At 51.5% G+C, this 21,222-nt stretch carries 17 protein-coding genes, 1 tRNA gene and 1 pseudogene; 14 read left to right on the top strand and 5 right to left on the bottom strand.

Annotation, left to right across the window (positions count from 1 at the left end; all coding sequences use genetic code 11):
* The first annotated feature begins 136 nt into the window (after window positions 1-136).
* The 6 genes from ACEN2G_RS12980 to ACEN2G_RS13005 all read left to right on the top strand — a co-directional run bounded on the left by ACEN2G_RS12980 (window position 137) and on the right by ACEN2G_RS13005 (window position 6,402).
* On the top strand, window positions 137-979 hold the full coding sequence (locus ACEN2G_RS12980) for a DUF72 domain-containing protein (protein ID WP_442022210.1): 843 nt from the start codon (window positions 137-139) through the stop codon (window positions 977-979).
* A 279-nt stretch (window positions 980-1,258) separates the two neighbouring features.
* Window positions 1,259-1,987, top strand: coding sequence for a carboxy-S-adenosyl-L-methionine synthase CmoA (gene cmoA / locus ACEN2G_RS12985; RefSeq protein ID WP_442022212.1), 729 nt, complete (start codon window positions 1,259-1,261; stop codon window positions 1,985-1,987).
* Between the two features lie 58 nt (window positions 1,988-2,045).
* Entirely contained in the window at window positions 2,046-3,056 is a 1,011-nt protein-coding gene (gene cmoB / locus ACEN2G_RS12990) for a tRNA 5-methoxyuridine(34)/uridine 5-oxyacetic acid(34) synthase CmoB (protein ID WP_442022214.1), read from the top strand.
* Window positions 3,049-3,825, top strand: coding sequence for an ATP-dependent zinc protease family protein (locus tag ACEN2G_RS12995; RefSeq protein WP_442022216.1), 777 nt, complete (start codon window positions 3,049-3,051; stop codon window positions 3,823-3,825). The genes cmoB and ACEN2G_RS12995 overlap by 8 nt, the downstream gene beginning before the upstream one ends.
* Before the next feature lie 5 nt (window positions 3,826-3,830).
* A complete protein-coding gene (locus ACEN2G_RS13000) occupies window positions 3,831-5,396 on the top strand; it encodes an inactive transglutaminase family protein (RefSeq protein WP_442022218.1) in 1,566 nt (521 codons plus the stop codon).
* On the top strand, window positions 5,389-6,402 hold the full coding sequence (locus tag ACEN2G_RS13005; protein WP_442022220.1) for an alpha-L-glutamate ligase-like protein: 1,014 nt from the start codon (window positions 5,389-5,391) through the stop codon (window positions 6,400-6,402). Before ACEN2G_RS13000 ends, ACEN2G_RS13005 begins: the two co-directional genes overlap by 8 nt.
* 198 nt (window positions 6,403-6,600) lie before the next feature.
* Here ACEN2G_RS13005 and ACEN2G_RS13010 read toward each other — a convergent pair whose 3' ends face one another.
* The 4 genes from ACEN2G_RS13010 to rnm form a co-directional block, all read right to left on the bottom strand.
* Entirely contained in the window at window positions 6,601-7,050 is a 450-nt protein-coding gene (locus ACEN2G_RS13010) for an REP-associated tyrosine transposase (RefSeq protein WP_442022222.1), read from the bottom strand.
* A 263-nt stretch (window positions 7,051-7,313) separates the two neighbouring features.
* Window positions 7,314-8,252: a 23S rRNA pseudouridine(2605) synthase RluB gene (gene rluB, locus ACEN2G_RS13015; protein WP_442022224.1), complete on the bottom strand. Its 939-nt coding sequence runs from the start codon at window positions 8,250-8,252 to the stop codon at window positions 7,314-7,316.
* Window positions 8,253-8,274: 22 nt separating this feature from the next.
* Window positions 8,275-8,895 (bottom strand): L-threonylcarbamoyladenylate synthase, encoded by a 621-nt coding sequence (locus tag ACEN2G_RS13020; protein ID WP_442022226.1) that lies wholly within the window; start codon window positions 8,893-8,895, stop codon window positions 8,275-8,277.
* 33 nt (window positions 8,896-8,928) lie between these two features.
* A complete protein-coding gene (gene rnm, locus ACEN2G_RS13025; protein ID WP_442022228.1) occupies window positions 8,929-9,753 on the bottom strand; it encodes an RNase RNM in 825 nt (274 codons plus the stop codon).
* Between the two features lie 417 nt (window positions 9,754-10,170).
* Between rnm and ACEN2G_RS13030 the strand changes: the two genes are divergently transcribed.
* The 8 genes and pseudogenes from ACEN2G_RS13030 to ACEN2G_RS13065 all read left to right on the top strand — a co-directional run bounded on the left by ACEN2G_RS13030 (window position 10,171) and on the right by ACEN2G_RS13065 (window position 19,203).
* The gene (locus tag ACEN2G_RS13030) at window positions 10,171-11,739 is read left to right on the top strand and encodes an anthranilate synthase component 1 (RefSeq protein WP_442022230.1); all 1,569 of its coding nucleotides are present in this window, start codon (window positions 10,171-10,173) and stop codon (window positions 11,737-11,739) included.
* Window positions 11,732-12,328 (top strand): annotated as a pseudogene (locus ACEN2G_RS13035) (aminodeoxychorismate/anthranilate synthase component II); the annotation flags it as partial. The gene ACEN2G_RS13030 and the pseudogene ACEN2G_RS13035, both read left to right, overlap by 8 nt.
* A gap of 9 nt (window positions 12,329-12,337) precedes the next feature.
* Window positions 12,338-13,333 (top strand): anthranilate phosphoribosyltransferase, encoded by a 996-nt coding sequence (trpD, locus tag ACEN2G_RS13040; protein ID WP_442022252.1) that lies wholly within the window; start codon window positions 12,338-12,340, stop codon window positions 13,331-13,333.
* On the top strand, window positions 13,327-14,739 hold the full coding sequence (gene trpCF / locus ACEN2G_RS13045) for a bifunctional indole-3-glycerol-phosphate synthase TrpC/phosphoribosylanthranilate isomerase TrpF (RefSeq protein ID WP_442022232.1): 1,413 nt from the start codon (window positions 13,327-13,329) through the stop codon (window positions 14,737-14,739). The genes trpD and trpCF overlap by 7 nt, the downstream gene beginning before the upstream one ends.
* Window positions 14,739-15,929, top strand: a complete 1,191-nt coding sequence (trpB, locus tag ACEN2G_RS13050; RefSeq protein WP_442022234.1) for a tryptophan synthase subunit beta — start codon at window positions 14,739-14,741, stop codon at window positions 15,927-15,929. The genes trpCF and trpB overlap by 1 nt, the downstream gene beginning before the upstream one ends.
* A complete protein-coding gene (gene trpA, locus ACEN2G_RS13055; RefSeq protein ID WP_442022236.1) occupies window positions 15,929-16,735 on the top strand; it encodes a tryptophan synthase subunit alpha in 807 nt (268 codons plus the stop codon). Before trpB ends, trpA begins: the two co-directional genes overlap by 1 nt.
* Window positions 16,736-17,259: 524 nt before the next feature.
* Window positions 17,260-17,334, top strand: a tRNA-Arg gene (locus ACEN2G_RS13060).
* Between the two features lie 660 nt (window positions 17,335-17,994).
* The gene (locus ACEN2G_RS13065) at window positions 17,995-19,203 is read left to right on the top strand and encodes an ammonium transporter (protein ID WP_442022238.1); all 1,209 of its coding nucleotides are present in this window, start codon (window positions 17,995-17,997) and stop codon (window positions 19,201-19,203) included.
* Between the two features lie 1,129 nt (window positions 19,204-20,332).
* On the opposite strand, the gene ACEN2G_RS13070 is transcribed toward ACEN2G_RS13065, so the two are convergent.
* Window positions 20,333-21,097: a MauE/DoxX family redox-associated membrane protein gene (locus ACEN2G_RS13070; RefSeq protein ID WP_442022240.1), complete on the bottom strand. Its 765-nt coding sequence runs from the start codon at window positions 21,095-21,097 to the stop codon at window positions 20,333-20,335.
* Window positions 21,098-21,222 lie beyond the last annotated feature (125 nt).

A 21,222-nucleotide genomic window follows, 5' to 3' on the forward strand; every position in this document is an offset into this window, starting at 1 on the left:
TGTGATGCTCTTGAGGTACAGCGCTAAGCGTCCAGCGTCCAGCTAAAAAAACGCTTGCTGTCATCTCTATTACCCAATAAATATCCGCTTTTATCTCATGTTAATCTGTAGCTCGGCGCTTCTGTAAGGATATTCTGTGTCGTTATATATTGGTTTGAGTCAGTGGTCACATCCGGCTTGGCCGGGTCAGCTGCTGAGCAAAGGTATTAAAAGCACCGAGCATTTACTGGATTACGCTCAAGTTTTTAACTGTGTCGAGGGGAATACCAGCTTTTATGGCGTCCCTGATACTCAAAGCTTAACGCGCTGGGCCAAGCAGACTCCCGATGACTTTCGCTTTACCTTTAAATTTCCCGCCACCGTCAGCCATCAAGGCCAACTGCTCGATAAGGTGCCTGAGGCCTTATCCTTTATCGAAGCGTTAGCACCACTGAGTGAGAAGCTGGGCATGCTAATGCTACAATTGCCCGCCAGCAGTGGCCCTGAGCAGCTTAATGGCCTCGCCCACTTATTAAGCGCCCTGCCCAATAACCTGCAATACGGTGTCGAAGTACGCCATTCGGCATTTTTTGCTAAAGGCGAAGCCGAGCGCATGCTTAATCGCTTATTAATAGAGCACAATGCCAATCGCATTATCATGGACTCGCGCCCTCTGTTCTCCTGCCCAGCCACTACGCCGGCACTGGCGGAGGCGCAGCACAAAAAGCCGCAAGTGCCGGTGCACATTATTAGTACTGGGTCAGCGCCCGTGATCCGCTTTATTGGCCATCCCGAGCCCGACTATAATCGCCGTTTTTGGCAGGCTTGGCTGCCGCGTATTCAAGGTTGGCTAGATGAGGGCAAGTCTGTGTATGTGTTTGTGCACACCGCCGATAATCAATTCGCGCCCATATTGGCGGCAGAGATAGCTGGCGCGCTGCAACAACCCTTGCCCGACTTTCCGGGGCTGGCACCCAGCCCACAAGGACATTTATTTTAGCCCCATAAACGGACTTTTTTTAAGCATGATGACGACTGAAAATAAGCCCCTAAGCGCTGAGGTTTAGACTAATTCCCCCTTCGCTTTCGTCGATTGAGGGACAAATAAATTCTTAGCATTTAAAAACGGCTATTTCCCGTCTTTAAAAATCCCAATCTCGCATAAATTGCGCTATTTTCACTCACGTTCAGCAAGACAACCCTGAGCGCTTCTTTTACAATAGCCGCCATCAAGTGCAGCCTAGGGCTGTCGTACACCACAGGTTATTAGTCGTTCGTTATGCAAGCAAAAGATCACATCTTCGCCGCCCCCATTGCCGAGCTTGGCGACTTTAACTTCGACCAAAAAGTGGCAGACGTTTTTCCTGACATGATAAAGCGCTCTGTGCCCGGTTATTCCAATATTATTGCCGCCATCGGCATGATGACGGCGCGCTTTGCTCAGCCCCACACGCAGCTCTATGACCTAGGCTGTTCGCTTGGTGCCGCCACCCAAGAAATGCGCCGTAACTTAACCCAGCCCGGTTGCACCATAGTCGCGGTGGATAATTCAGCCGCCATGTTGGCGCGCGCCGCCAGTCATTTGGCGTCGTTTAAATCTGAGGCTGTGGTTGAACTAACTGAAGCGGATATTTGCGAGATAGCCATTGAGAACGCTTCCGTGGTGGTATTGAACTTTACGCTGCAATTTATTGCCCCCGATAAGCGGGAAGCCTTATTGACGCGCATTTATCAGGGGCTAAATACAGGCGGCGTACTGGTGTTAAGTGAAAAGTTCATCAGCAGTGATGACACTGTTAACGAGCTGCTTATCGACTTGCACCACGACTTTAAGCGCGCCAACGGCTATAGCGAGCTGGAAGTCAGCCAAAAGCGCACCGCGCTTGAAAACGTGCTGCGCCCAGATACCCCTGAGCAACATAAGGCCCGCTTGGCCCGCGTCGGCTTTAGTCATGTGGACATGTGGTTTCAGTGCTTTAATTTTGGGTCTATGGTTGCAATAAAGTAGGGTTGCCATTAAGTAGGTTGCCATTAAGCAAGCTGCCATAAACAAACGGTTTTATTAAATGATTGATTTTAGTGATTTTTACCAGCAGATAGCCAAATGTCGACTGCAACATTGGCTGCATTGTTTGCCGGCTCAGCTACATGATTGGCAAAAAATACATCTGCACGGCGATCTTGCCCGCTGGGTGCGTGCGCTGCATAAATTGCCGCATCTAGAAACCGAGCGTATCGAATTGACGGACAGCGTCAGCATTGGACGCCCCGGCGAGATAAGCTCAGGCGAACAAAAAAAGATAACCAGCTTATTGGATCAGTTTCATCCGTGGCGTAAAGGCCCATTTGAAATACACGGCGTACACATAAATACCGAATGGCGTTCCGATTGGAAATGGGATCGGGTGCTGCCGCACATTACTCCACTCAAGCATCGTTATGTGTTGGATGTAGGTTGTGGCAATGGTTATCACCTGTGGCGCATGCGCGGTGCCGGCGCCAAGATGGCGGTGGGTATCGACCCTTCTGCGTTGTTTTTATGCCAATTTGAAGCCACCAAGCACTTCACCAATGGCCATAAAGGCATTCAAGTGTTGCCGTTGGGAATCGAAGATCTGCCCGAGCTGCGGGCGTTTGATACGGTTTTTTCCATGGGCGTGCTCTATCACAGACGCTCCCCTATCGATCACCTGCTGCAGTTAAAAGCGCAATTGTGTGATGGCGGCGAGTTGGTGCTAGAGACGCTAGTGATCGACGGCGATGAAAACCAAGTATTAGTGCCGGGCGAGCGTTACGGAAAAATGCGCAACGTCTGGTTTATTCCCAGCTCAGCTGCACTGGTGGGCTGGCTGCAAAAATGTGGCTTTGAAAACATCCGGGTGGTGGATGAAAGCACCACCAGCCTAGACGAACAAAGACGCACCGAGTGGATGCGTAACGAATCACTTGCGGACTTTCTAGACCCGAATGACGCGAGTAAAACCATAGAGGGTTACCCGGCACCTAAACGGACGATTATTATCGCCAACAAACCGGTTGACTCACAACATCACCAACAAGAGGCACAATATGAATAAAGTTGCGGCATCACTGATTTTTCCTTTGTTGCTCACCGCCTGTGTTAGCAATACATCACAGGTGGACACGCAGCCCCAGCCTCAACCTATCACAGAGCCGGAGCTCAGTGCGGGTTTGGCCAGTCTAGAAACCCGACTATTGAGCAGCATGGCTGAACAAAATCAGCAACAGAGCAACAATAGCCATGCTTTTATGGCGGCTTTGCAACAGGATATTAAAAATTTGAAAAAACAGATCAATCGTCCGATAGTCATGCCACAAACTACGGCCAGCACGGCTAAGGTCACAGAGCAGCGTAAAGAAGAAACCCTAGACGGCAAGCTAGTGGTCGGTGAAACCGAACAAGTGTGGCTGGATATCGTCAACGATAACTTTGCCGCCCGTATCGATACCGGTGCCACTACCTCATCTTTGAGCGCCCAAGACATTACGGTGTTTGAGCGCGATGGCAAACCTTGGGTCAGCTTTAACATGGCCCACGAAGGCGTGGATGAAAAGCTGCAGGTCGAAACGCCCTTAGTGCGTTATGTGCGCATTCGCCAAGCCTCCGCCGAAGACATTGAGCGTCGCCCCGTGGTCGAGCTAACCATGCGCTTGGGTCGTTTCGCCCAAAAAACCGAGTTCACCCTGACCGATCGTAGCCAGATGACGTATTCGGTGCTATTGGGTCGTGAATTCTTAAAAGACATAGCCGTGGTCGATATTGCCCGTCAAAACGTCCAAGGCAAACCGTTGCGCCCAGCTGCTGCTGCCGCTAAAAGCGAGTAACCCACATGTATTCTCGTAAACCCTTTTATATTATCGTGGCCGCGCTGTTTTTGATCGGCTTCGCCCTGATGTTACAGCGTCACTTCGTCTATGAAGTGCCGTGGCTGCCCGGCGAAAAACGCCAAATTTGGTCGATTGAAGCCAAAGTAGAATTTGAAGCCAAGGGCAAACCGGTGAAGGCCTCACTGGCGATTCCTGGCAGTCAGCCCGGTTTTACCCTGATGAATGAGTCGGCCGCCTCCCCTGGCTACGGCTTAGCCTTTGTTGAAGCCAAGGGGGGCAGCCGTGCCGAGTGGAGCATACGTAATGCCTCAGGCCCCCAAGAGCTGTACTACAAAGTAGACATGATGCACGACCCCTTCGCTAAGGCACCTTTGTCTACCGAAGTACCGCCCATTAAGCTTATCGAAGTGCCAGAGCCCTATGCTACCGCCATGGATCAGGTGCTGATGCAGGCTCAAGAGCGCTCGGCCGATGGCATAACGCTTACCCGTGAGTTGCTAAAAGAGCTGAAAAACAACAGCCAAAACGCCGTATTATTGGCGCAATATCAGGCGCCAGCTCCTTTGCTCATAGAGATGCTGCACAGAGCCGCCGTGCCCGCCCGCTTACTGCAAGGTTTGCAGTTAGAAGATGGTCGCCGTCGCCAGCCGCTGATTAACCTAGTGCAGGTATATGAAGGCAAGCAGTACGAGATTTTTAATCCCGAAACCGGTGAGCAAGGTAACCAAGACCAGCTATTAATGTGGGAATATCATTCTTCTCCGGTGCTGGACTTAGTGGGCGGCAGCAATTCCCGCGTCACCTTCACCATGCTCGAACAAGACCAACCGGTGAACGTGGCCTTGGCGAAAAAGTTTGACCAGCCACACTGGATTAACGTGTCGCTCTATAACTTGCCGCTCGAAGAGCAAGCGCTGTTTAAAGGCATATTGTTAGTACCGATTGGCGTACTGGTAGTGGTGTTCTTACGCATCATTATCGGTATCAAAACCTCCGGTACCTTTATGCCGGTGTTGATCGCCATGGCCTTTATTCAAACCAGTTTAATTACCGGTTTGGTAGGCTTCTTGATTATCGTGGGCACGGGTCTGGTACTGAGGTCGTATCTGTCGCACCTTAACCTACTGCTGGTGGCGCGAATATCGGCGGTGATCATCATGGTAATCGGCATTATTGGCTTCTTTAGCATTATTGCCTATCAACTCGGCTTGACCGAGGGCATGAAGATCACCTTCTTCCCGATGATTATTTTGGCTTGGACCATAGAGCGCATGTCGATTCTGTGGGAAGAAGAAGGCCCGAAAGAAGTCATTAAGCAAGGCGGTGGCTCACTCATGGTGGCGGTGGTGGCGTTTTTAGCCATGAACAGCGAAGTGGTGCGCCACATTACCTTTAACTTCTTAGGCCTGCAGTTAATCGTGATGGCTGTGGTATTACTGCTGGGTAACTACACCGGCTATCGTCTGACCGAGCTTAAGCGCTTTAAGCCTTTGGTAGACGAATACAATACCGACAGTAAAGCCGAGATTAAAACCGATAACAAAATCGAAGATAAAAAGCATGATTAAACGCTGGCTAGCCCAATACGCCTCCCCGTTTGCGCTGGGCGACATGGGCATTATGGGCATGAACCAGCGTAATATTTCTTATATCAGCCGCTATAACCCGCGTAATTTATATCCGCTGGTGGATAACAAGCTGGAAACCAAACGCATAGCACTGAATGCGGGCGTGACTGTGCCAGACTTAATTGGCGTGATTGAGTTTCAGCATCAGGTAACCGGCCTGCTGCAGCTGGTTAAAGACTGGCCGGGCTTTTGTATCAAGCCCGCCAAAGGCTCAGGCGGCAAAGGCATAGTGGTGATCGTCAGTCATGACGGCCAACACTTTATTAAGCCCAGCGGCAAGCCGGAAACCATAGTGGATCTGGAACGCCATGTGTCTAACATTTTGGCAGGCCTGTTCTCCTTGGGCGGCAAGCCAGATGTGGCGCTAATTGAAGCTTTAATTAACTTTGACGATGTGTTCGACGGCTTCTCTTATGAAGGCGTACCCGACACTCGCGTCATCGTATTTAAAGGTTTTCCAGTAATGGCCATGATGCGCTTATCTACCCAAGCCTCTGACGGCAAAGCCAACTTGCACCAAGGTGCGGTGGGCGTAGGATTAGATATTAACAGCGGCAAGGCCATTCGCGCCGTGCAGCATAATCTGCCAATCCGTTTTCACCCAGATACCGGCCGTGACTTGCTGGAGCTGGTGGTGCCAAACTGGGAGCAGATCTTAAGCTTATCTGCATCTTGTTATGAGATGTCGGGCTTAGGCTATATCGGCACCGACATGGTACTGGATAAGTTTAAAGGCCCCATGTTGCTGGAGCTAAACGCTCGCCCAGGCTTGGCGATTCAAACCGCCAACGGTGCCGGATTGGTGCCACGGCTGCGTACGGTCGAAAAGCTTGGCCGTAAGGCCACTTTTAGTCCAGAAGACAGAGTCAGCTTTGCGCGTCGCGAATTTGCCGCCGAAGTGCAGCAGTCCATGAAAACAGATCCGCCGATGCCGGAACCAAGCTAGAAGCTAGAAGCTAGAAGCTAGAAGCTAGAAAATAATAACCAACACCCAGCCTAGGCTGGGTGTTTTCTTATCTGGATAGGAATGCCTTCTATTGTAAGGTCGACTTATTTTAGGTAAGAGTATTCGACCAAAAACACAGGCACGGCCTGAAACGCAACGGCGTCTGTAGGGTCGAATTTATTCGACCGCGTTAACGTTTCATAGCCAGATTGCATCCCAGTGCGGATAGTCTTCTATTCGTTCTACCAATCCTTTACGCAAAGGATTGGCCACTATGTAGCGAGCTATAGGCTTAATCTCTTCTTCATGCCGTAGTGCATGATCAAAAAATCCTTTTTGCCAAATACTACCTTGCCTATTCATGGCCAAGTTTAGCTGTCTAGCAGTTCTACCTTTAAGTAATTTAATAACCTCAGATAATTCTAATGGATTACGTAAAACGAACAGCCAATGCAGATGATCCGGCATGAGTACCCAAGCCAGTGAACTTACAAAGTTAGCATCATGGATGCTTTTAAGTTCATTGATAGCCAGCCGAGCGTAGTAAATATCGGCAAATATGGGTCTACGCTGATCAGTGCAGACAGTAATATGGTAAGCGGTATTAGGCATAGAATAACGGCCTAAAAGAAGATTATCTCTCGACATAACGCCACCGCTAAATGGATGAGATTTATTTAAGATTAGGCATGTTTGGACGCGAGGACAAAATAGGGCTAGTGCACTGAATTTACTCATAAAACTATATAGCGTTAAAGTTTTTAAGCCGTGCCATGATTTTTAGTCGAATAAATTCGACCCTACAAAAAACGCGCATAAAAAAGCACCGAGTCTGATATAGACTCGGTGCTTTTTATTTAGCTGGGCGCTGTTTTTTCTTCACGCTCTCAGCTTCAAGCTTCGCGCTTAGATTAAATCCGCGTCTTCAGCTTTTGGCGAGGATTACGCGCGCGGCTTGCCGCAGGCTTTTTCTTCGGGCCGGCACCCGTGCTGGCGCCGGTACCTGTGCCACCAGTCTTGGTACGGGAGTTATGGCGGCGTACGGCCTTGCGAATTTGTGCCACTTGCTTGTAACGCTTAGGCGCGTCTACATCGACCTTAGACTCCACTTCTGGCGCTAAACCTACTTCACTACGCAAGTAGTTTAATTGGTCCAACGGCATTTCTATCCAGCCACCGCGCGGCACGTTGCGCGGCAACTCGATTTTGCCATAGCGTACGCGGATCAAACGGCTCACCTGCATCTCTTGGGACTCCCAAAGGCGGCGCACTTCGCGGTTACGGCCTTCTTTAAGGGTGACGTGGAACCAGTTGTTCATGCCCTCGCCACCGCTGTATTTAAGGGTGTCGAATTTACCCATGCCGTCTTCCAGCATGACGCCTTTGCGCAAGCGCTGCAGCATGGCTTCATCCACTTCACCAAATACGCGTACCGCATATTCGCGGTCTATTTCGTGGCGCGGGTGCATCAGGCGATTCGCCAGCTCACCGTCGGTGGTAAACAGCAATAAACCTGAGGTATTTACGTCCAAACGGCCCACAGATATCCAACGCGCGCCCTGTAATTTAGGCAGACGATCAAATACCGTTGGTCGGCCTTCTGGATCTTTACGGGTGCTCATCTCGCCTTCTGGCTTGTGATACATCAATACGCGGCACAATACGTCTGCTTCGGCTTGAGTTTCTACCTGATGGCCGTCTAAGCGAATTTGCTCTTTACCGGTCACGCGGTCACCTAATGCAGCTACCTTACCGTCAACACTCACTCGCCCTTGGCTGATCAGCGCTTCAATTTCACGGCGTGAGCCTTTACCCGCTCGCGCTAGCACTTTTTGTAATTTTTCAGTCATATTTTCACTTTTACCAAGGGACTTATTCAAAAGGAGTGGTGTCGCCGGCGCCAATGCGGGCAATCACAGGGGTTTCGTCGTAGAGCTCGATGACGGTAGTGGGCTTAGCGTCCAGCACGCCGCCATCTATGATCAAGTCCACCAGCTTCTCAAGCTGCTCACGGATCGTTTGCGGATCAAATTCCGCATCGGTTTCACCGGGCAAGATCAAACTGCACGACATTAACGGCTCGCCTAAGGCTTCTAACAACGCCAAGGTGATGGGATTATTTGGCACTCGCAGGCCGATGGTTTTACGTTTCGGATTTTGTAAGCGCTTAGGCACTTCTTTGGTGGCGCGCAAAATAAAGGTGTACGCGCCCGGCGTGTTATTTTTCATCAAGCGAAATGCGCCGTTATCTACCCGAGCGTAAAACGACAGCTCAGATAAATCGCGGCACACCAGCGTGAAATTGTGATCTTTTTCTAGCTTACGGATGCGACAAATGCGCTCCATAGCATTTTTGTCGCCCACCAAACAGCCAATGGCATAGCCAGAGTCGGTGGGATACACCAAGACGCCGCCTTGACGAATAATAGCCACCGCTTGATTGATCAGGCGTGGCTGGGGGCTCTCGGGGTGTAGTTCAAAATACTGACTCATGATTCCTCCCGGAATGATTAGGGTCTGTTGACCCTATATAAAACGCGTCCACACGGGCGTTCCTTCTTTGGGCAGCCATAACTGGCGCCCCAATTCGCGCCACTGGCTCGGAAAATGAAAATCCGATCCCACTGACGCCGCTAAATTATATTCTTTGCTCCACTCGCCCAGGGTAGCTCTTTCTTGCGGGCTTTGCTGGCCCATGGACACTTCCATGGCGTCACCGCCCGCCTCAGCAAAGGCGACGATCATTTTTCTCACCCACTTGTTCGACAAGTCATAACGGGTGGGGTGCGCCAACACCGCCACGCCACCGGCTTGCTGAATGGCAGCGATGGCCTCTTCTAGAGAACACCAATTGGGTGGCGCGTAGCCGGTATTGCCACGACTAATAAATTTCTTAAACACCTTAGGGATAGAATCAGCCGCTCCCTGACTCAATAACCATTTGGCCATGTGGGTACGGGTAATGGGCGCATCCCCGGCCAAGGCCCGCGCGCCTGCATAGGCACCGGGAAAATTGGCTTTCTCTAAGCGCTCGGCCATTAAGTGGGCGCGGCTTTCGCGGCGGTTTTGCTGCTCGGCCAACAAGGCATTTAAGCCCTCATTATCCAGCGTAATATTCAGCCCCACCACGTGGATTTCGAGCGCTTGCCATAAACAGGATATTTCTACGCCGTTAATTAACCGCACGCCATGTATTTCTGCCGCGACGGCCGCTTCTTTGAGGCCACCGAGCGTGTCATGATCGGTTAGCGCCAACACATCCACCTCTTTTTCGGCGGCGCGGGCCATTAATTCGCTGGGCGTTAATTGACCATCGGAGGCAGTAGAATGACTGTGCAAATCGATGCGCATAAAAAAATCCTGTTCTTAGGGTTGACTGGCCACCCTAATATCGTTTAACTGTATGCAGTTTCAGTTTAACGAGCAGAGCGACATGATCCAGCAAATTTCCACACAGCCTATTGCTGCACAAGGCATTACTTGGTGGTGGCACACTCCTTAATTGCGGGTGTGATTTGCTGTCTTCGTCTCAAAGTCTCAGCGAACATAAAAGCCCGCCCCAGTGCGGGCTTTTTATTATCCAGCAAAAGGTGGCGTGATGAAACCAAAGCAGCGTAATTTTTGGCGATGGCAAGGCCAAACAAGACTAACTCCCCGAATTGGGGCATCAAGCACGGGCTTCGTCAGTATCATAGATGAAGACATTGCCCGCCAGGTGATCAGGCAGATCCCTGATGACCGAGACTAACTAATTAAAGGAATACCCAAATGGCGTCAGCTCAGCTCCACGTCTTATTGCAAGCAGCACCTTATAATCAGGATCCATTAGCCTTATTTGCCGCCCTCAGCCAAACCGGCGACAACAGCATGCTACTGGAGTCGGCAGAAATTGATACCAAAGCCGGCACCCAAAGCCTGTTAATGCTCGACGCCTGCGTGCGTTTAGTCTGCCAAGGCCGCACCGTTACCTTAACCGCTTTAAATGCCAACGGCGTACCGGCGCTAAACTTGGTCGAGCGGCAGCTGGGTGGTGAACGCGCAACGCACGCCACCAGCGCACTCCCGCAACTGACCGTCACTTTCGCGCCCGCAGACGATACCCTAGACGAAGATAACCGCTTAAAGGCACCGTCTGTGCTGGAAACCTTGCGCCAAATCTTAACCGGTTTTCACGCAGATCTCGGCCAGCAGCATGTGTTTATGGCCGGCACCTTCGCCTACGATCTGATTGCCTCTTTTGAAGAGATAACGGCCGTGCCTGAGGGCATTAACGCCTGCCCCGACTTTTGCTTTTATCTCGCCGAAACCCTGATCACACTGGATCATAAGCAAGAAAGCGCCCAGCTTAGCGCCTGCGTGTTTGAGCCAGCCGAGCAAGACCGTTTGCAAGCGCGCCTCGATGCGCTGGCCATTGCCTGTGGCGAGCAACATCCACAACCGGCGGCCGATACTCAGTTACAAGGTAAGATCCACGCCAGTAAGAGCGACGCCGAATTTAAGGCAGATGTCGAAAACCTAAAAGAGCACATTAAGGCCGGCGATATTTTTCAAGTGGTGCCTTCACGCAGCTTTAGCCTACCCTGCCCACGTCCACTGGCCGCCTATCGTAAGCTCAAGCAGACCAATCCCAGCCCGTATTTATTTTTTGTAAACGACCAAGACTTCACCCTGTTTGGTGCCAGTCCAGAAAGCTCGGTGAAATTTGATCATGCCAGTCGCATGGTGGAGATGTACCCCATAGCCGGCACCCGCAAACGTGGTCTCAATAAAGACGGCAGCGTCAATCTCGACTTAGACGGTCGCATCGAATTAGATTTACGCCAAGACGCCAAAGAAACCGCTGAGCACTTGATGCTGGTGGATCTGGCGCGCAACGATATCGCCCGCATCAGCGAGCCAGGCAGCCGTTACGTCAAAGATTTATTGAGCGTGGACCGCTACAGCCATGTGATGCACTTAGTCTCGCGCGTAGTGGGCACACTGCGCCATGACCTAGATGCACTGCACGGTTATCAAGCCTGCATGAACATGGGCACGCTCACAGGTGCGCCTAAAATTCGCGCCAGCCAACTCATTCGAGAGGTGGAGCAAGCGCGCCGTGGCAGCTACGGCGGTGCCGTGGGCTATGTAAACGGCAACGGCGACATGGATACTTGTATCGTTATTCGCTCGGCCTTCGTAGCCGACGGCGTGGCCCACGTGCAAGCCGGTGCCGGCGTAGTGTATGACTCTAATCCCCAAGCAGAAGCCGACGAAACCCGCAATAAGGCGGCCGCGGTACTTAACGCCATCGCACTGGCCCACGGCAGCACACTGGCGGAGGTGAGCCATGACTAATACCATTTTCTTACTCGATAACTACGACTCTTTTACCTACAACTTGGTTGATCAATTTCGCTCACTCAAAGCCGAGGTGAAGATCTATCGCAACACTGTTCCCATGGCGCAATTGATTGCCGCCATGGAAAGCTGTGAACAAGCAGGTGAGCGGCCGATTCTGGTGCTCTCGCCAGGCCCTGGTGAGCCCAGTGCGGCGGGCATAATGCCCGCCCTGATCGGCGCCTGTATCGGTCGTTTCCCGATCTTGGGTATTTGTTTAGGCCATCAAGCCTTAGTCGAGCACTATGGCGGTGTGGTAGAAAGTGCTGGTGAAATTAAGCACGGCAAAAGCTCCCTCATTACTCATAACGGCAAGGGCGTGTTTGCGCACCTATCTAATCCGCTGCCCGTGGCCCGTTATCATTCGCTGGTGGGCACTCACATTCCCAATACCTTGAGCGTGATTGCCGACTACCAAGGCATGACGATGGCGGTGCAAGATACCGCCAAGCGGGTGTTGGGTTTTCAATTCCACCCAGAGTCCATTATGACTACCGAAGGCGAGCAGCTGTTGGCCCAGAGCTTGGCGTTTTTAAGCGCGCCGGAAGGCAAGGCCATGGATCAGCTGTTTCGTGGCGAGCACATTAGCCGCACCCAAGCTCAAGGCTTATTTAGCGAGTTGCTCAAAGGCGACATGGATCAAATGACCATGGCCTCATTGCTGACGGTGCTAAAAATGAAAGGCGAAACGCCGGATGAGATCGCCGGTGCCGCTCAAGCCTTGCTTGATGCCGCCTCGCCCTTCCCGCGCCCCGCATATGCCTTTTGCGATATCGTGGGTACCGGCGGCGATGGCATGAACACCATTAACGTCTCTACCACATCGGCACTTGTGGCCGCCGCTTGTGGCATTAAGGTGGCCAAGCATGGCAACCGCGGCGTGTCGTCTAAGTCGGGTTCGTCTGACTTACTCGAGCAGCTAGGTATCGATTTAAACATGAGCCCAGAGCGCGCGCGTCACTGCTTAGATGAAGTGAACGTCTGCTTCTTGTTTGCGCCCAATTATCACGGCGGTATTCGCCACGCCATGCCGGTGCGCCAAGCGCTAAAAACCCGCACCATCTTTAACGTGCTCGGCCCCTTAATTAATCCAGCGCGCCCCGACTTTATGTTGCTCGGCGTTTACTCCGAGCACCTAGTGCGCCCCATCGCCGATACCTTATTAGCCATGGGTCTCAAACGCGGCATGGTAGTACACGGCAGCGGCTTGGATGAAATTGCCATTCATGGCCCCACCACGGTGGCGGAGATTCTCGACGGCGTGATCAGCGAATATCGCATCACTCCCGAAGAGTTAGGCCTAGAGCGCTTTGATATCAGCGCCATTGCCGGCGGCGAGCCTAGCGAAAATAAAGCCATTACCCTTGAGCTATTACAAGGCCGCGGCACACCGGCGCAACAAGGGGTGATTGCCTTAAACGTGGCACCCTTATTGGTGATGAACGGCCAAGCCGAGACCTTAAAAGAAGCCGTAGCCCAAGTGCTGGCTGTGTTAAAGTCGGGCAAAGCCATGGATGTGGCCAATAAACTGGCGGAGTTGAGTCAATGTTAAGTACCGTATTAGGCAAAATCGTTGCCGACAAAAAAATCTGGGTGCGCGATCGCAAAGTCAGCCAGCCCTTAAGCGGCTTCGAGGGTACACTAGCGCCCAGCGATCGCCCGTTTGTGGCGGCACTGGCAGCCAAGAGCCCGGCTTTTATTTTGGAATGTAAGAAGGCCTCGCCCTCTAAAGGCTTAATTCGCAAAGATTTTGATTTAGATGCCATCGCCCAAGTCTATGGCCGCCATGCCTCGGCGATTTCGGTACTCACCGATGAAAAATATTTTCAGGGTCAGTTCGACTTCGTCACTCAGGTGCGCAATCAGGTCACCCAGCCGGTGATCTGCAAAGACTTCATCATAGACGCTTATCAAATTAAGTTGGCCCGCCACTATCAGGCAGACGCCATCTTGCTGATGCTGTCGGTATTAAGCGATGAAGAATACGTGGCGCTGAATGCCGTGGCCGAGTCGCTGAGCATGGGCGTACTCACCGAAGTGATCAGCGAAGAGGAAGTGGCCCGCGCCATCGCGCTGAACGCCAAAGTGATCGGTATTAACAACCGCGACTTGCGAGATTTATCTATCGATCTCGATCGCACCAAGCGCTTATCTGCGCTGATCCCCGCTGATCGTATCGTGATTTCTGAGTCCGGTATAAATCATCATGCCCAAGTACAAGAACTGTCTGCCTACGCCGATGGCTTCTTGGTCGGCAGTTCACTGATGGCCCAAGATAATATCGAGCTGGCGGTGCGCCAGCTGATCTTAGGTGCCAATAAAGTTTGTGGCCTCACCCGCCCGCAAGATGCGGCCAGCGCCTATACGGCCGGTGCCGTGCACGGCGGCCTAATTTTTGTGACGCAAAGCCCGCGCTACGTGACGACCGCTCAAGCCAGAACCATAATGGCCGCCGCACCCTTGCACTATGTGGGCGTGTTTCAAAATCACGACTTAATTGAAGTCAGCAATACCGCTCGCGAGCTAGGCTTGCATGCTGTGCAATTACACGGCGACGAAGACGACGCTTTTATTACCGCACTTAAGCAAGCTCACCCTGAGCTGCAGGTGTGGAAGTCGGTGCCGGTTAGCACACAGCTGCCTAGCTTGCCTCAAGGTGCGGATCGCTTATTGTTTGATACTCAAGCCGCGGGCATAAGCGGTGGCACCGGCCAAGCCTTCGATTGGGCTTTGCTTGATAAGGTAACGGGCCGCAGCCAAGCCATGCTGGCGGGAGGCTTAAATGCTGACAACGCCGCGCAAGCCGCCGCACAGGGCTGTGCCGGTTTGGATTTTAATTCAGGTGTAGAAAGCGCGCCCGGCCAAAAAGATGCCGAGAAATTAGTCGCCGCTTTCACTGCTCTTCGTTCATACGGCCGTAGCTCAAGCCGCAAGCCAGGCCACAAGGAAACTAAATAATGACCTTACTCGATCCCTTCTTCGGTGATTTTGGTGGCATGTATGTGCCACAGATCCTAATACCCGCTTTGCTGCAATTAGAAAAGGCCTTTGTCGATGCCCAGCAAGATCCAGAATTTGATCGCGAGTTTCGTGAGTTACTCACCCACTACGCCGGTCGCCCCACGCCATTAACTCGGGTACGTAATCTTGCAGCAAATACCAAGACTCGCATTTACTTAAAACGTGAAGACTTGCTGCACGGCGGCGCGCACAAGACCAACCAAGTGTTAGGCCAAGCATTACTTGCCAAGCGCATGGGTAAAACCGAAATTATCGCCGAAACCGGTGCCGGCCAACACGGCGTGGCCACAGCCCTTGCCTGTGCGCTGATGGGCTTAAAATGCCGCATCTACATGGGTGCCAAAGATTGTGCTCGCCAAGAGCCCAACGTGTTTCGCATGAAGCTAATGGGTGCCGAAGTGATACCGGTGCATTCAGGCTCTTCCACGCTGAAAGACGCCTGTAACGAGGCGCTACGTGACTGGGCCGCCAACTACGAAACCGCCCACTATATGCTGGGTACCGCCGCCGGCCCACACCCCTTCCCGACCATAGTGCGCGAGTTTCAACGCATGATAGGGGAAGAAGCAAAGGTACAAATAATGGAGCACGAGGCACATTTACCGGACGCCTTGATCGCTTGTGTAGGCGGAGGCTCTAACGCCATTGGCTTGTTTGCCGATTTTATCGATGAGCCCAATGTGCGCCTGATTGGCGTTGAACCTGCGGGCAAAGGCATTAGCACAGGTGAGCACGGCGCTACCTTGGGCGAGGGTACCAAAGGCATCTTCTTTGGCATGTTGTCACTCATGATGCACAACGAAGACGGTCAGGTATCTGAGTCTTATTCAGTGTCCGCCGGTCTCGACTTTCCGTCTGTTGGCCCACAACACGCGCATTTAGCCACCACTGGCCGCGCCGAATATGTGTCGGTTACCGACGATGAAGCACTGGATGCCTTCCAAGCCTTGGCGCGTTCTGAGGGCATAATCCCAGCATTGGAGTCTTCTCACGCTCTGGCTTACGCCTTAAAAATGGCCGAAGCAGAGCCGGAAAAGGAGCAGGTATTAGTGGTTAACTTATCAGGCCGTGGCGACAAGGATATTTTTACTGTGGCCGACATATTAGCGCAGAAGGGAGTAATGTAATGAGCCGTTATCAACGCTTATTTGACCGTTTGGCCACCGCCAAACAAGGCGCCTTCGTGCCCTTTATTACTCTAGGCGATCCAAACCCTACAGACTCACTCAGGGTGATCGATGCCTTGATCGAAGGTGGCGCCGATGCGTTAGAGCTTGGCATTCCGTTTTCCGATCCGGTGGCCGACGGCCCCACCATTCAAGCCGCCAGTATTCGCGCCTTGAATGCCGGCACTCGCACCCAAACTTGCTTCGAAATGCTGACCCAAGTGCGCGCTAAATACCCAGAAATCCCCATGGGATTGTTGGTTTACGCCAACTTGGTGTACGCACCCGGCATGGACAACTTTTATGCTCGCGCCGCTGCAGCCGGTGTGGACTCGGTATTGGTAGCCGATGCGCCATTAGAAATGTCGGCGCCCTTTAAAGCCGCCGCCAGCAAAGCAGGCATAGAAACCATTTTTATCGCCCCGCCTAATGGCGACGAAGCCACGCTAAAAGCCATCGCCGAAGCCGGTGCCGGTTATACCTATTTGCTGAGCCGTGCCGGCGTAACCGGTACCGAGACCAAAGCCGGCAAGCCGGTGGATACCTTGCTCGCCACGCTGACTAAATATAATGCACCACCTTCCCTACTGGGCTTTGGTATTTCCACGCCCGAGCAAGTACGCGAGGCCATCAAGGCCGGTGCTGCCGGTGCAATATCGGGCTCCGCTATCGTGAAAATCATCGAGCAACATCAAGATGATATAAACGCGCTAACGGCGGCACTGACCGCGTTTGTGAAAGAGATGAAGGCGGCAACTAAAAAATAACGCCCAGCACCAAGCACCAAGCACCAAGCACCAAGTGCCGAGCTAAACAAAAATACCGAGCCACAAGCTCGGTATTTTTTTGCCTGCCCCTTGCCGTCTTGCCGGGCTCGACCCGGCATCTCGCCTTAAAAACAAAGAGCTAAAGGTTTTTGCAACGCCTCTTTGTTTCGAGATTGTTTCGAGAGTCGCAGAACACACGGAACAATAGGGATCAAATCTGAAAGGGATTGTGATGGCTAGAACAGGCTCTTCGGGCAGCGGTTTTATGTAGGGTGACGCTTTAGCTGGCACTCCCGTCTCAGCGGGATTTATAAACCATGCTGCTTCGCAGCACTTGCAGCTAAAGCGCAAGACTACAAGGTTAGGTGTTTATTGTTAGCCGTCATACTAGCTATGGACCCAGTACCGATATAACGGCGTACAGCGTAAGGCGTATATCGGTATTTACCGTCGAATAAACCGCCACTTAACCACCCGCGTATTGTGCTGCTTACCCAAAAAACGTTAGTATACGAGCCTGCGCAGCCCCCATAGTTAAATGGATATAACAAGGTCCTCCTAAGACTTAGTTGTAGGTTCGATTCCTGCTGGGGGCGCCACATATCCATATAAATCAACACCTTAGATTAAAATCTTAAACTAGCCCCTCAAACAGCCCCATATACTTAATTCAAGCCATCACTTAACCACTGCAACTGATCAGAACGCTGGCGTGAATAAAGCCGTCTTAAATACGCCTTAGTTCAGCCTTAGTTCAGCCTAAGCTCACGTACTTCTGCTCAGCCCTTCCTTTGTCTGGTCATAGCTTCCTGTAATGCGCAATCTGCATGAGTCTTAGTTGATCAGGATTACAAATAAGCTCAATTTGCTCACCGAATGAAAATAGCAGATTAAACATCTTGATTGGTGCGGGACTAAATCGAGCATTATGGATGATCATGCAATAAACGCAGCCTCTGCTAATCAGCCACCTCACGATAAGTATCACCCCGCTCGCCAGACGACCCCATCTCGATAGCCGCTATAAATTTTTTGGCATTATTTATGCACTTATCTTCATGCGACTCTCTTGATAGAGACTAGGCGCCAGCGTGAAGAGGGAGAATATTCCGCTTTTATCTTTCCCAGCCCACAGCTACCAAGTGTTAGTCGCTACTTGGCCAACAGGAATACGCACCATGTTGGACAGCGAGCAACAAACGAAGCACCAAAATAGTGCAAATCACGCACCTAATTAAGGCATGAAGGAGAACGCATTAATGGACAGCATTAGTAGCGCCATAGATACTCTAGCAAGCAGCGCTAATACCCTTTTTTTATTAATGGGCTCAGTCATGGTGTTTGCCATGCACGCCGGTTTTGCCTTTTTAGAAGTCGGCACTGTGCGCCATAAAAACCAAGTGAATGCCTTGGCTAAAATCATGACCGACTTTGGCTTTTCTGCCGTCGCCTACTTCTTCGTCGGCTACTGGGTCGCCTATGACGTCACCTTTTTCCAGGATGCTAAAACGCTGGCGGCCGACCAAGGCTATGAGCTGGTCAAGTTCTTCTTTTTGATGACCTTTGCTGCTGCCATCCCTGCCATCGTCTCGGGGGGTATTGCCGAGCGAGCCAAATTTTTACCTATTTTGTGTGCTTCCTCTCTAACGGTAGCGCTGGTCTACCCCTTTTTTGAAGGCATTGCTTGGAACAATAATTTTGGCTTGCAAGACTGGCTGATCACCACCTTTGGCGCCGCTTTCCATGACTTTGCAGGCTCTGTGGTAGTGCATAGCGTGGGTGGCTGGATTGCCCTAGTGGCGACCTTACTGTTAGGGGTGCGCAAAGGCCGTTATCGTGACGGTAAACTGGTGGCCTTCCCTCCATCCAATATTCCCTTTCTAGCATTGGGTGCCTGGATCCTCTCTATCGGCTGGTTCGGCTTTAACGTAATGTCGGCTCAGACATTGGATAATATTTCGGGGCTGGTCGCGCTCAACTCTATGATGGCGATGGTCGGTGGCATTATCGCCGCTCTGCTGCTGGGTAAAAATGACCCAGGCTTTATCCATAACGGCCCGCTTGCCGGTTTGGTGGCCGTGTGTGCCGGTTCCGATGTCATGCATCCTATTGGCGCGCTTGTGGTCGGCATGATTGCTGGCGGCCTGTTCGTTTGGCTGTTTACCTTGCAGCAAAACAAATGGAAAATTGATGATGTGCTGGGTGTTTGGCCGCTGCATGGCATTTGTGGTGCTTGGGGTGGTATCGCCACTGGCATTTTTGGCCAAAAAGCCCTAGGTGGCATGGGTGGCGTGAGCATTTTCTCTCAATTACTTGGCACGCTGACCGGCATTACCATAGCTCTGTGTGGAGGCTTGCTGATATACGGCAGCATAATGCTGTTAGTCGGCATTCGCCTCACTGCCGAGCAGGAATTTGATGGTGCCGACCGCAGTATTCATAATATTTCGGCGACCTATAACGATTGATGTTTGCCGGTTATAGCACTGATTATCAGGCTAGGTGCCACCAGTAAAACTAATGGTGGTACTTAGCTGACGGTGGTACTTGACTCGCCGCTCATCGCCTGTCTCTTAGTCACACCTGATTACCCAGAAAGCTCAGCCATATTTCAGTTAATTCAGCATCAATGAATTCAATAAGTTACAGGGAGATGCCCGTCTCCTCTCTTGTAGGTGCCCGTATCTTCGGCGAAGAAGACTTCGGCACGGTTTTGGTTTTATTCTTAAACCTCACAAACAGCCAGCGGAGCTGGCCAGCCGAAGTCCTCTTTATTAAAGAGACGGGCTGCTACAAGTGCTAGACCCTTGGCCTTGGAGTCAACCGGGCAGTGAGAAAAAACAAACCCAAACATCGGACATAATGGCTGAGGTTCATAAGTAATCAGGTAGTCACAAGTTTCTGTCGATTTTAATAATGCACCCTGAACAGTCGGGTTGTACGTTTCACACGCTGTTGGGTGTGTAGAAGCAGAGCTTGTAGCCGCCCGTCTCTTTGGTAAAGAGGACTTCGGCGGCCCGCGTCAGCGGATGGTTTAAACAACACCCAAAACCGTGGCGAAGTCCTCTTCACCGAAGAGACGGCCACCTACAAGGGAGATATACCTATTTACAGTAGAAAGTCTGTCCACTTCACGTTTGCTTATAAGGCAAGAAAAAGATGTGACTAAGAGACAGGCTTATAGCATGAGTACTTGGGTGAGATACTGGCGGCGCCCGCATCACCTCAGGTTAACCACGTTTACTTGCTGATGGTCTTCTTTACGCAAAATCTGTTGCCATAGCCCAATATCCGCTATTGCTAGTTCAGGACATAGCCACTGTGTTGCAGAGCCATTTTTCGTAGTACAAGCCATATAGAAAGTACAAGCCATATAGAAAGCACAAGCCACACCGAAAGCTGAAGCCGTAAAGCAAACTGCTGCACCCGCCGAAGACCGCCAGACTCAGGGCGAGCAATCCTTTAAGTCTTGGCGTATGCAAATAAATGCGCATGCATTTGGTCATTCTCTTCCAGAAAGACTCACCGTGAGAGGCATCTTTGTGTCGAGGTAAGGTAACGGACAGCACCAGAGAGGCGCAAAGGATATTTCCCCGATTAAAGGAGCGTTGGCTTCAGTAGCATCCAGCAGCCCATAGCCACCATCAACAGGTTTTCAGTTAACGAAATAAAGCCTAACGGCACTTGGCTATCGCCGCCCACACAGGCACATTTAAGCTCGCGTTTATCAATATAAACGGCCTTGATAACCGAGACACTGCCAATACTGCCAATCAGAATGGCCACCGGCGAGGCCAGCCAAATAAAGGCGCTGGCCGTCATCAGTATACCGGCCAAGGCTTCGCCAAAGGGGTAGAGTTTGCTATAGCGCACCCAACGTTGCGCTAGCAGATCGTAATTAAGAAACATGGTGGAGAATTGCTCAATGTCTTTGAGCTTTTGTAGCGCGAGCAAGCACATGGCAATAGAAATAAACCATTCAAAGGCGCGCAGTGTAAACAGGCTACCAGAGTGATACCAAGATAAGCCGAGCGCCATTAGTAGCGCCATAGTAAAAATGGCTATCACGGGTTGATATGTGGTATTTGCGCGCTCGCTTTCCGGTTTTATCTCACCAAAATAGACGCGTAGTTCTTCATAACCACCAATGCGCTTACCCGCAATAAACGTTTGCGGCGTGGTGTTTACGCCCTGCTCTGCCATAAAGGCGTCTGTTTGTTCACGGGTAGTCAGGTGCTGGTCATCCACAACAAACCCTTGGCGCTCTAATAAATCTTTTGACTTAAGGCCATAAGGACAGGTGTGCTTGGGCATAACCATACGGTAAAGCGTGGCGCTTTTGTGCGGTTGATTAACAGGCATATATCCTCCTAGTATTTTTAGTCACATAACGATTCAGCATGCCGATTATGTTTAGCTTAACGAGCATGTCTAGCATAGCGTCGATAAGCACAGGTGCGTAAAAATTTAGCCCTCACGCCACTCTA

Origin of the sequence: Oceanisphaera sp. W20_SRM_FM3, assembly GCF_052119705.1 — a bacterium.
Lineage (GTDB): Bacteria > Pseudomonadota > Gammaproteobacteria > Enterobacterales > Aeromonadaceae > Oceanimonas.

What these genes read in the sequence shown, in the direction of transcription:
- ACEN2G_RS13065 (WP_442022238.1), top strand. Translation starts at nt 17,995, where the DNA reads ATGGACAGCATTAGTAGCGCCATAGATACTCTAGCAAGCAGCGCTAAT.
- ACEN2G_RS13030 (WP_442022230.1), top strand. Translation starts at nt 10,171, where the DNA reads ATGGCGTCAGCTCAGCTCCACGTCTTATTGCAAGCAGCACCTTATAAT.
- ACEN2G_RS13020 (WP_442022226.1), bottom strand. Translation starts at nt 8,895, where the DNA reads ATGAGTCAGTATTTTGAACTACACCCCGAGAGCCCCCAGCCACGCCTG.
- ACEN2G_RS13005 (WP_442022220.1), top strand. Translation starts at nt 5,389, where the DNA reads ATGATTAAACGCTGGCTAGCCCAATACGCCTCCCCGTTTGCGCTGGGC.
- rluB (WP_442022224.1), bottom strand. Translation starts at nt 8,252, where the DNA reads ATGACTGAAAAATTACAAAAAGTGCTAGCGCGAGCGGGTAAAGGCTCA.
- trpA (WP_442022236.1), top strand. Translation starts at nt 15,929, where the DNA reads ATGAGCCGTTATCAACGCTTATTTGACCGTTTGGCCACCGCCAAACAA.
- cmoA (WP_442022212.1), top strand. Translation starts at nt 1,259, where the DNA reads ATGCAAGCAAAAGATCACATCTTCGCCGCCCCCATTGCCGAGCTTGGC.
- trpCF (WP_442022232.1), top strand. Translation starts at nt 13,327, where the DNA reads ATGTTAAGTACCGTATTAGGCAAAATCGTTGCCGACAAAAAAATCTGG.
- ACEN2G_RS13070 (WP_442022240.1), bottom strand. Translation starts at nt 21,097, where the DNA reads ATGCCTGTTAATCAACCGCACAAAAGCGCCACGCTTTACCGTATGGTT.
- rnm (WP_442022228.1), bottom strand. Translation starts at nt 9,753, where the DNA reads ATGCGCATCGATTTGCACAGTCATTCTACTGCCTCCGATGGTCAATTA.
- trpB (WP_442022234.1), top strand. Translation starts at nt 14,739, where the DNA reads ATGACCTTACTCGATCCCTTCTTCGGTGATTTTGGTGGCATGTATGTG.
- ACEN2G_RS13010 (WP_442022222.1), bottom strand. Translation starts at nt 7,050, where the DNA reads ATGTCGAGAGATAATCTTCTTTTAGGCCGTTATTCTATGCCTAATACC.
- trpD (WP_442022252.1), top strand. Translation starts at nt 12,338, where the DNA reads ATGGATCAGCTGTTTCGTGGCGAGCACATTAGCCGCACCCAAGCTCAA.
- cmoB (WP_442022214.1), top strand. Translation starts at nt 2,046, where the DNA reads ATGATTGATTTTAGTGATTTTTACCAGCAGATAGCCAAATGTCGACTG.
- ACEN2G_RS12995 (WP_442022216.1), top strand. Translation starts at nt 3,049, where the DNA reads ATGAATAAAGTTGCGGCATCACTGATTTTTCCTTTGTTGCTCACCGCC.
- ACEN2G_RS13000 (WP_442022218.1), top strand. Translation starts at nt 3,831, where the DNA reads ATGTATTCTCGTAAACCCTTTTATATTATCGTGGCCGCGCTGTTTTTG.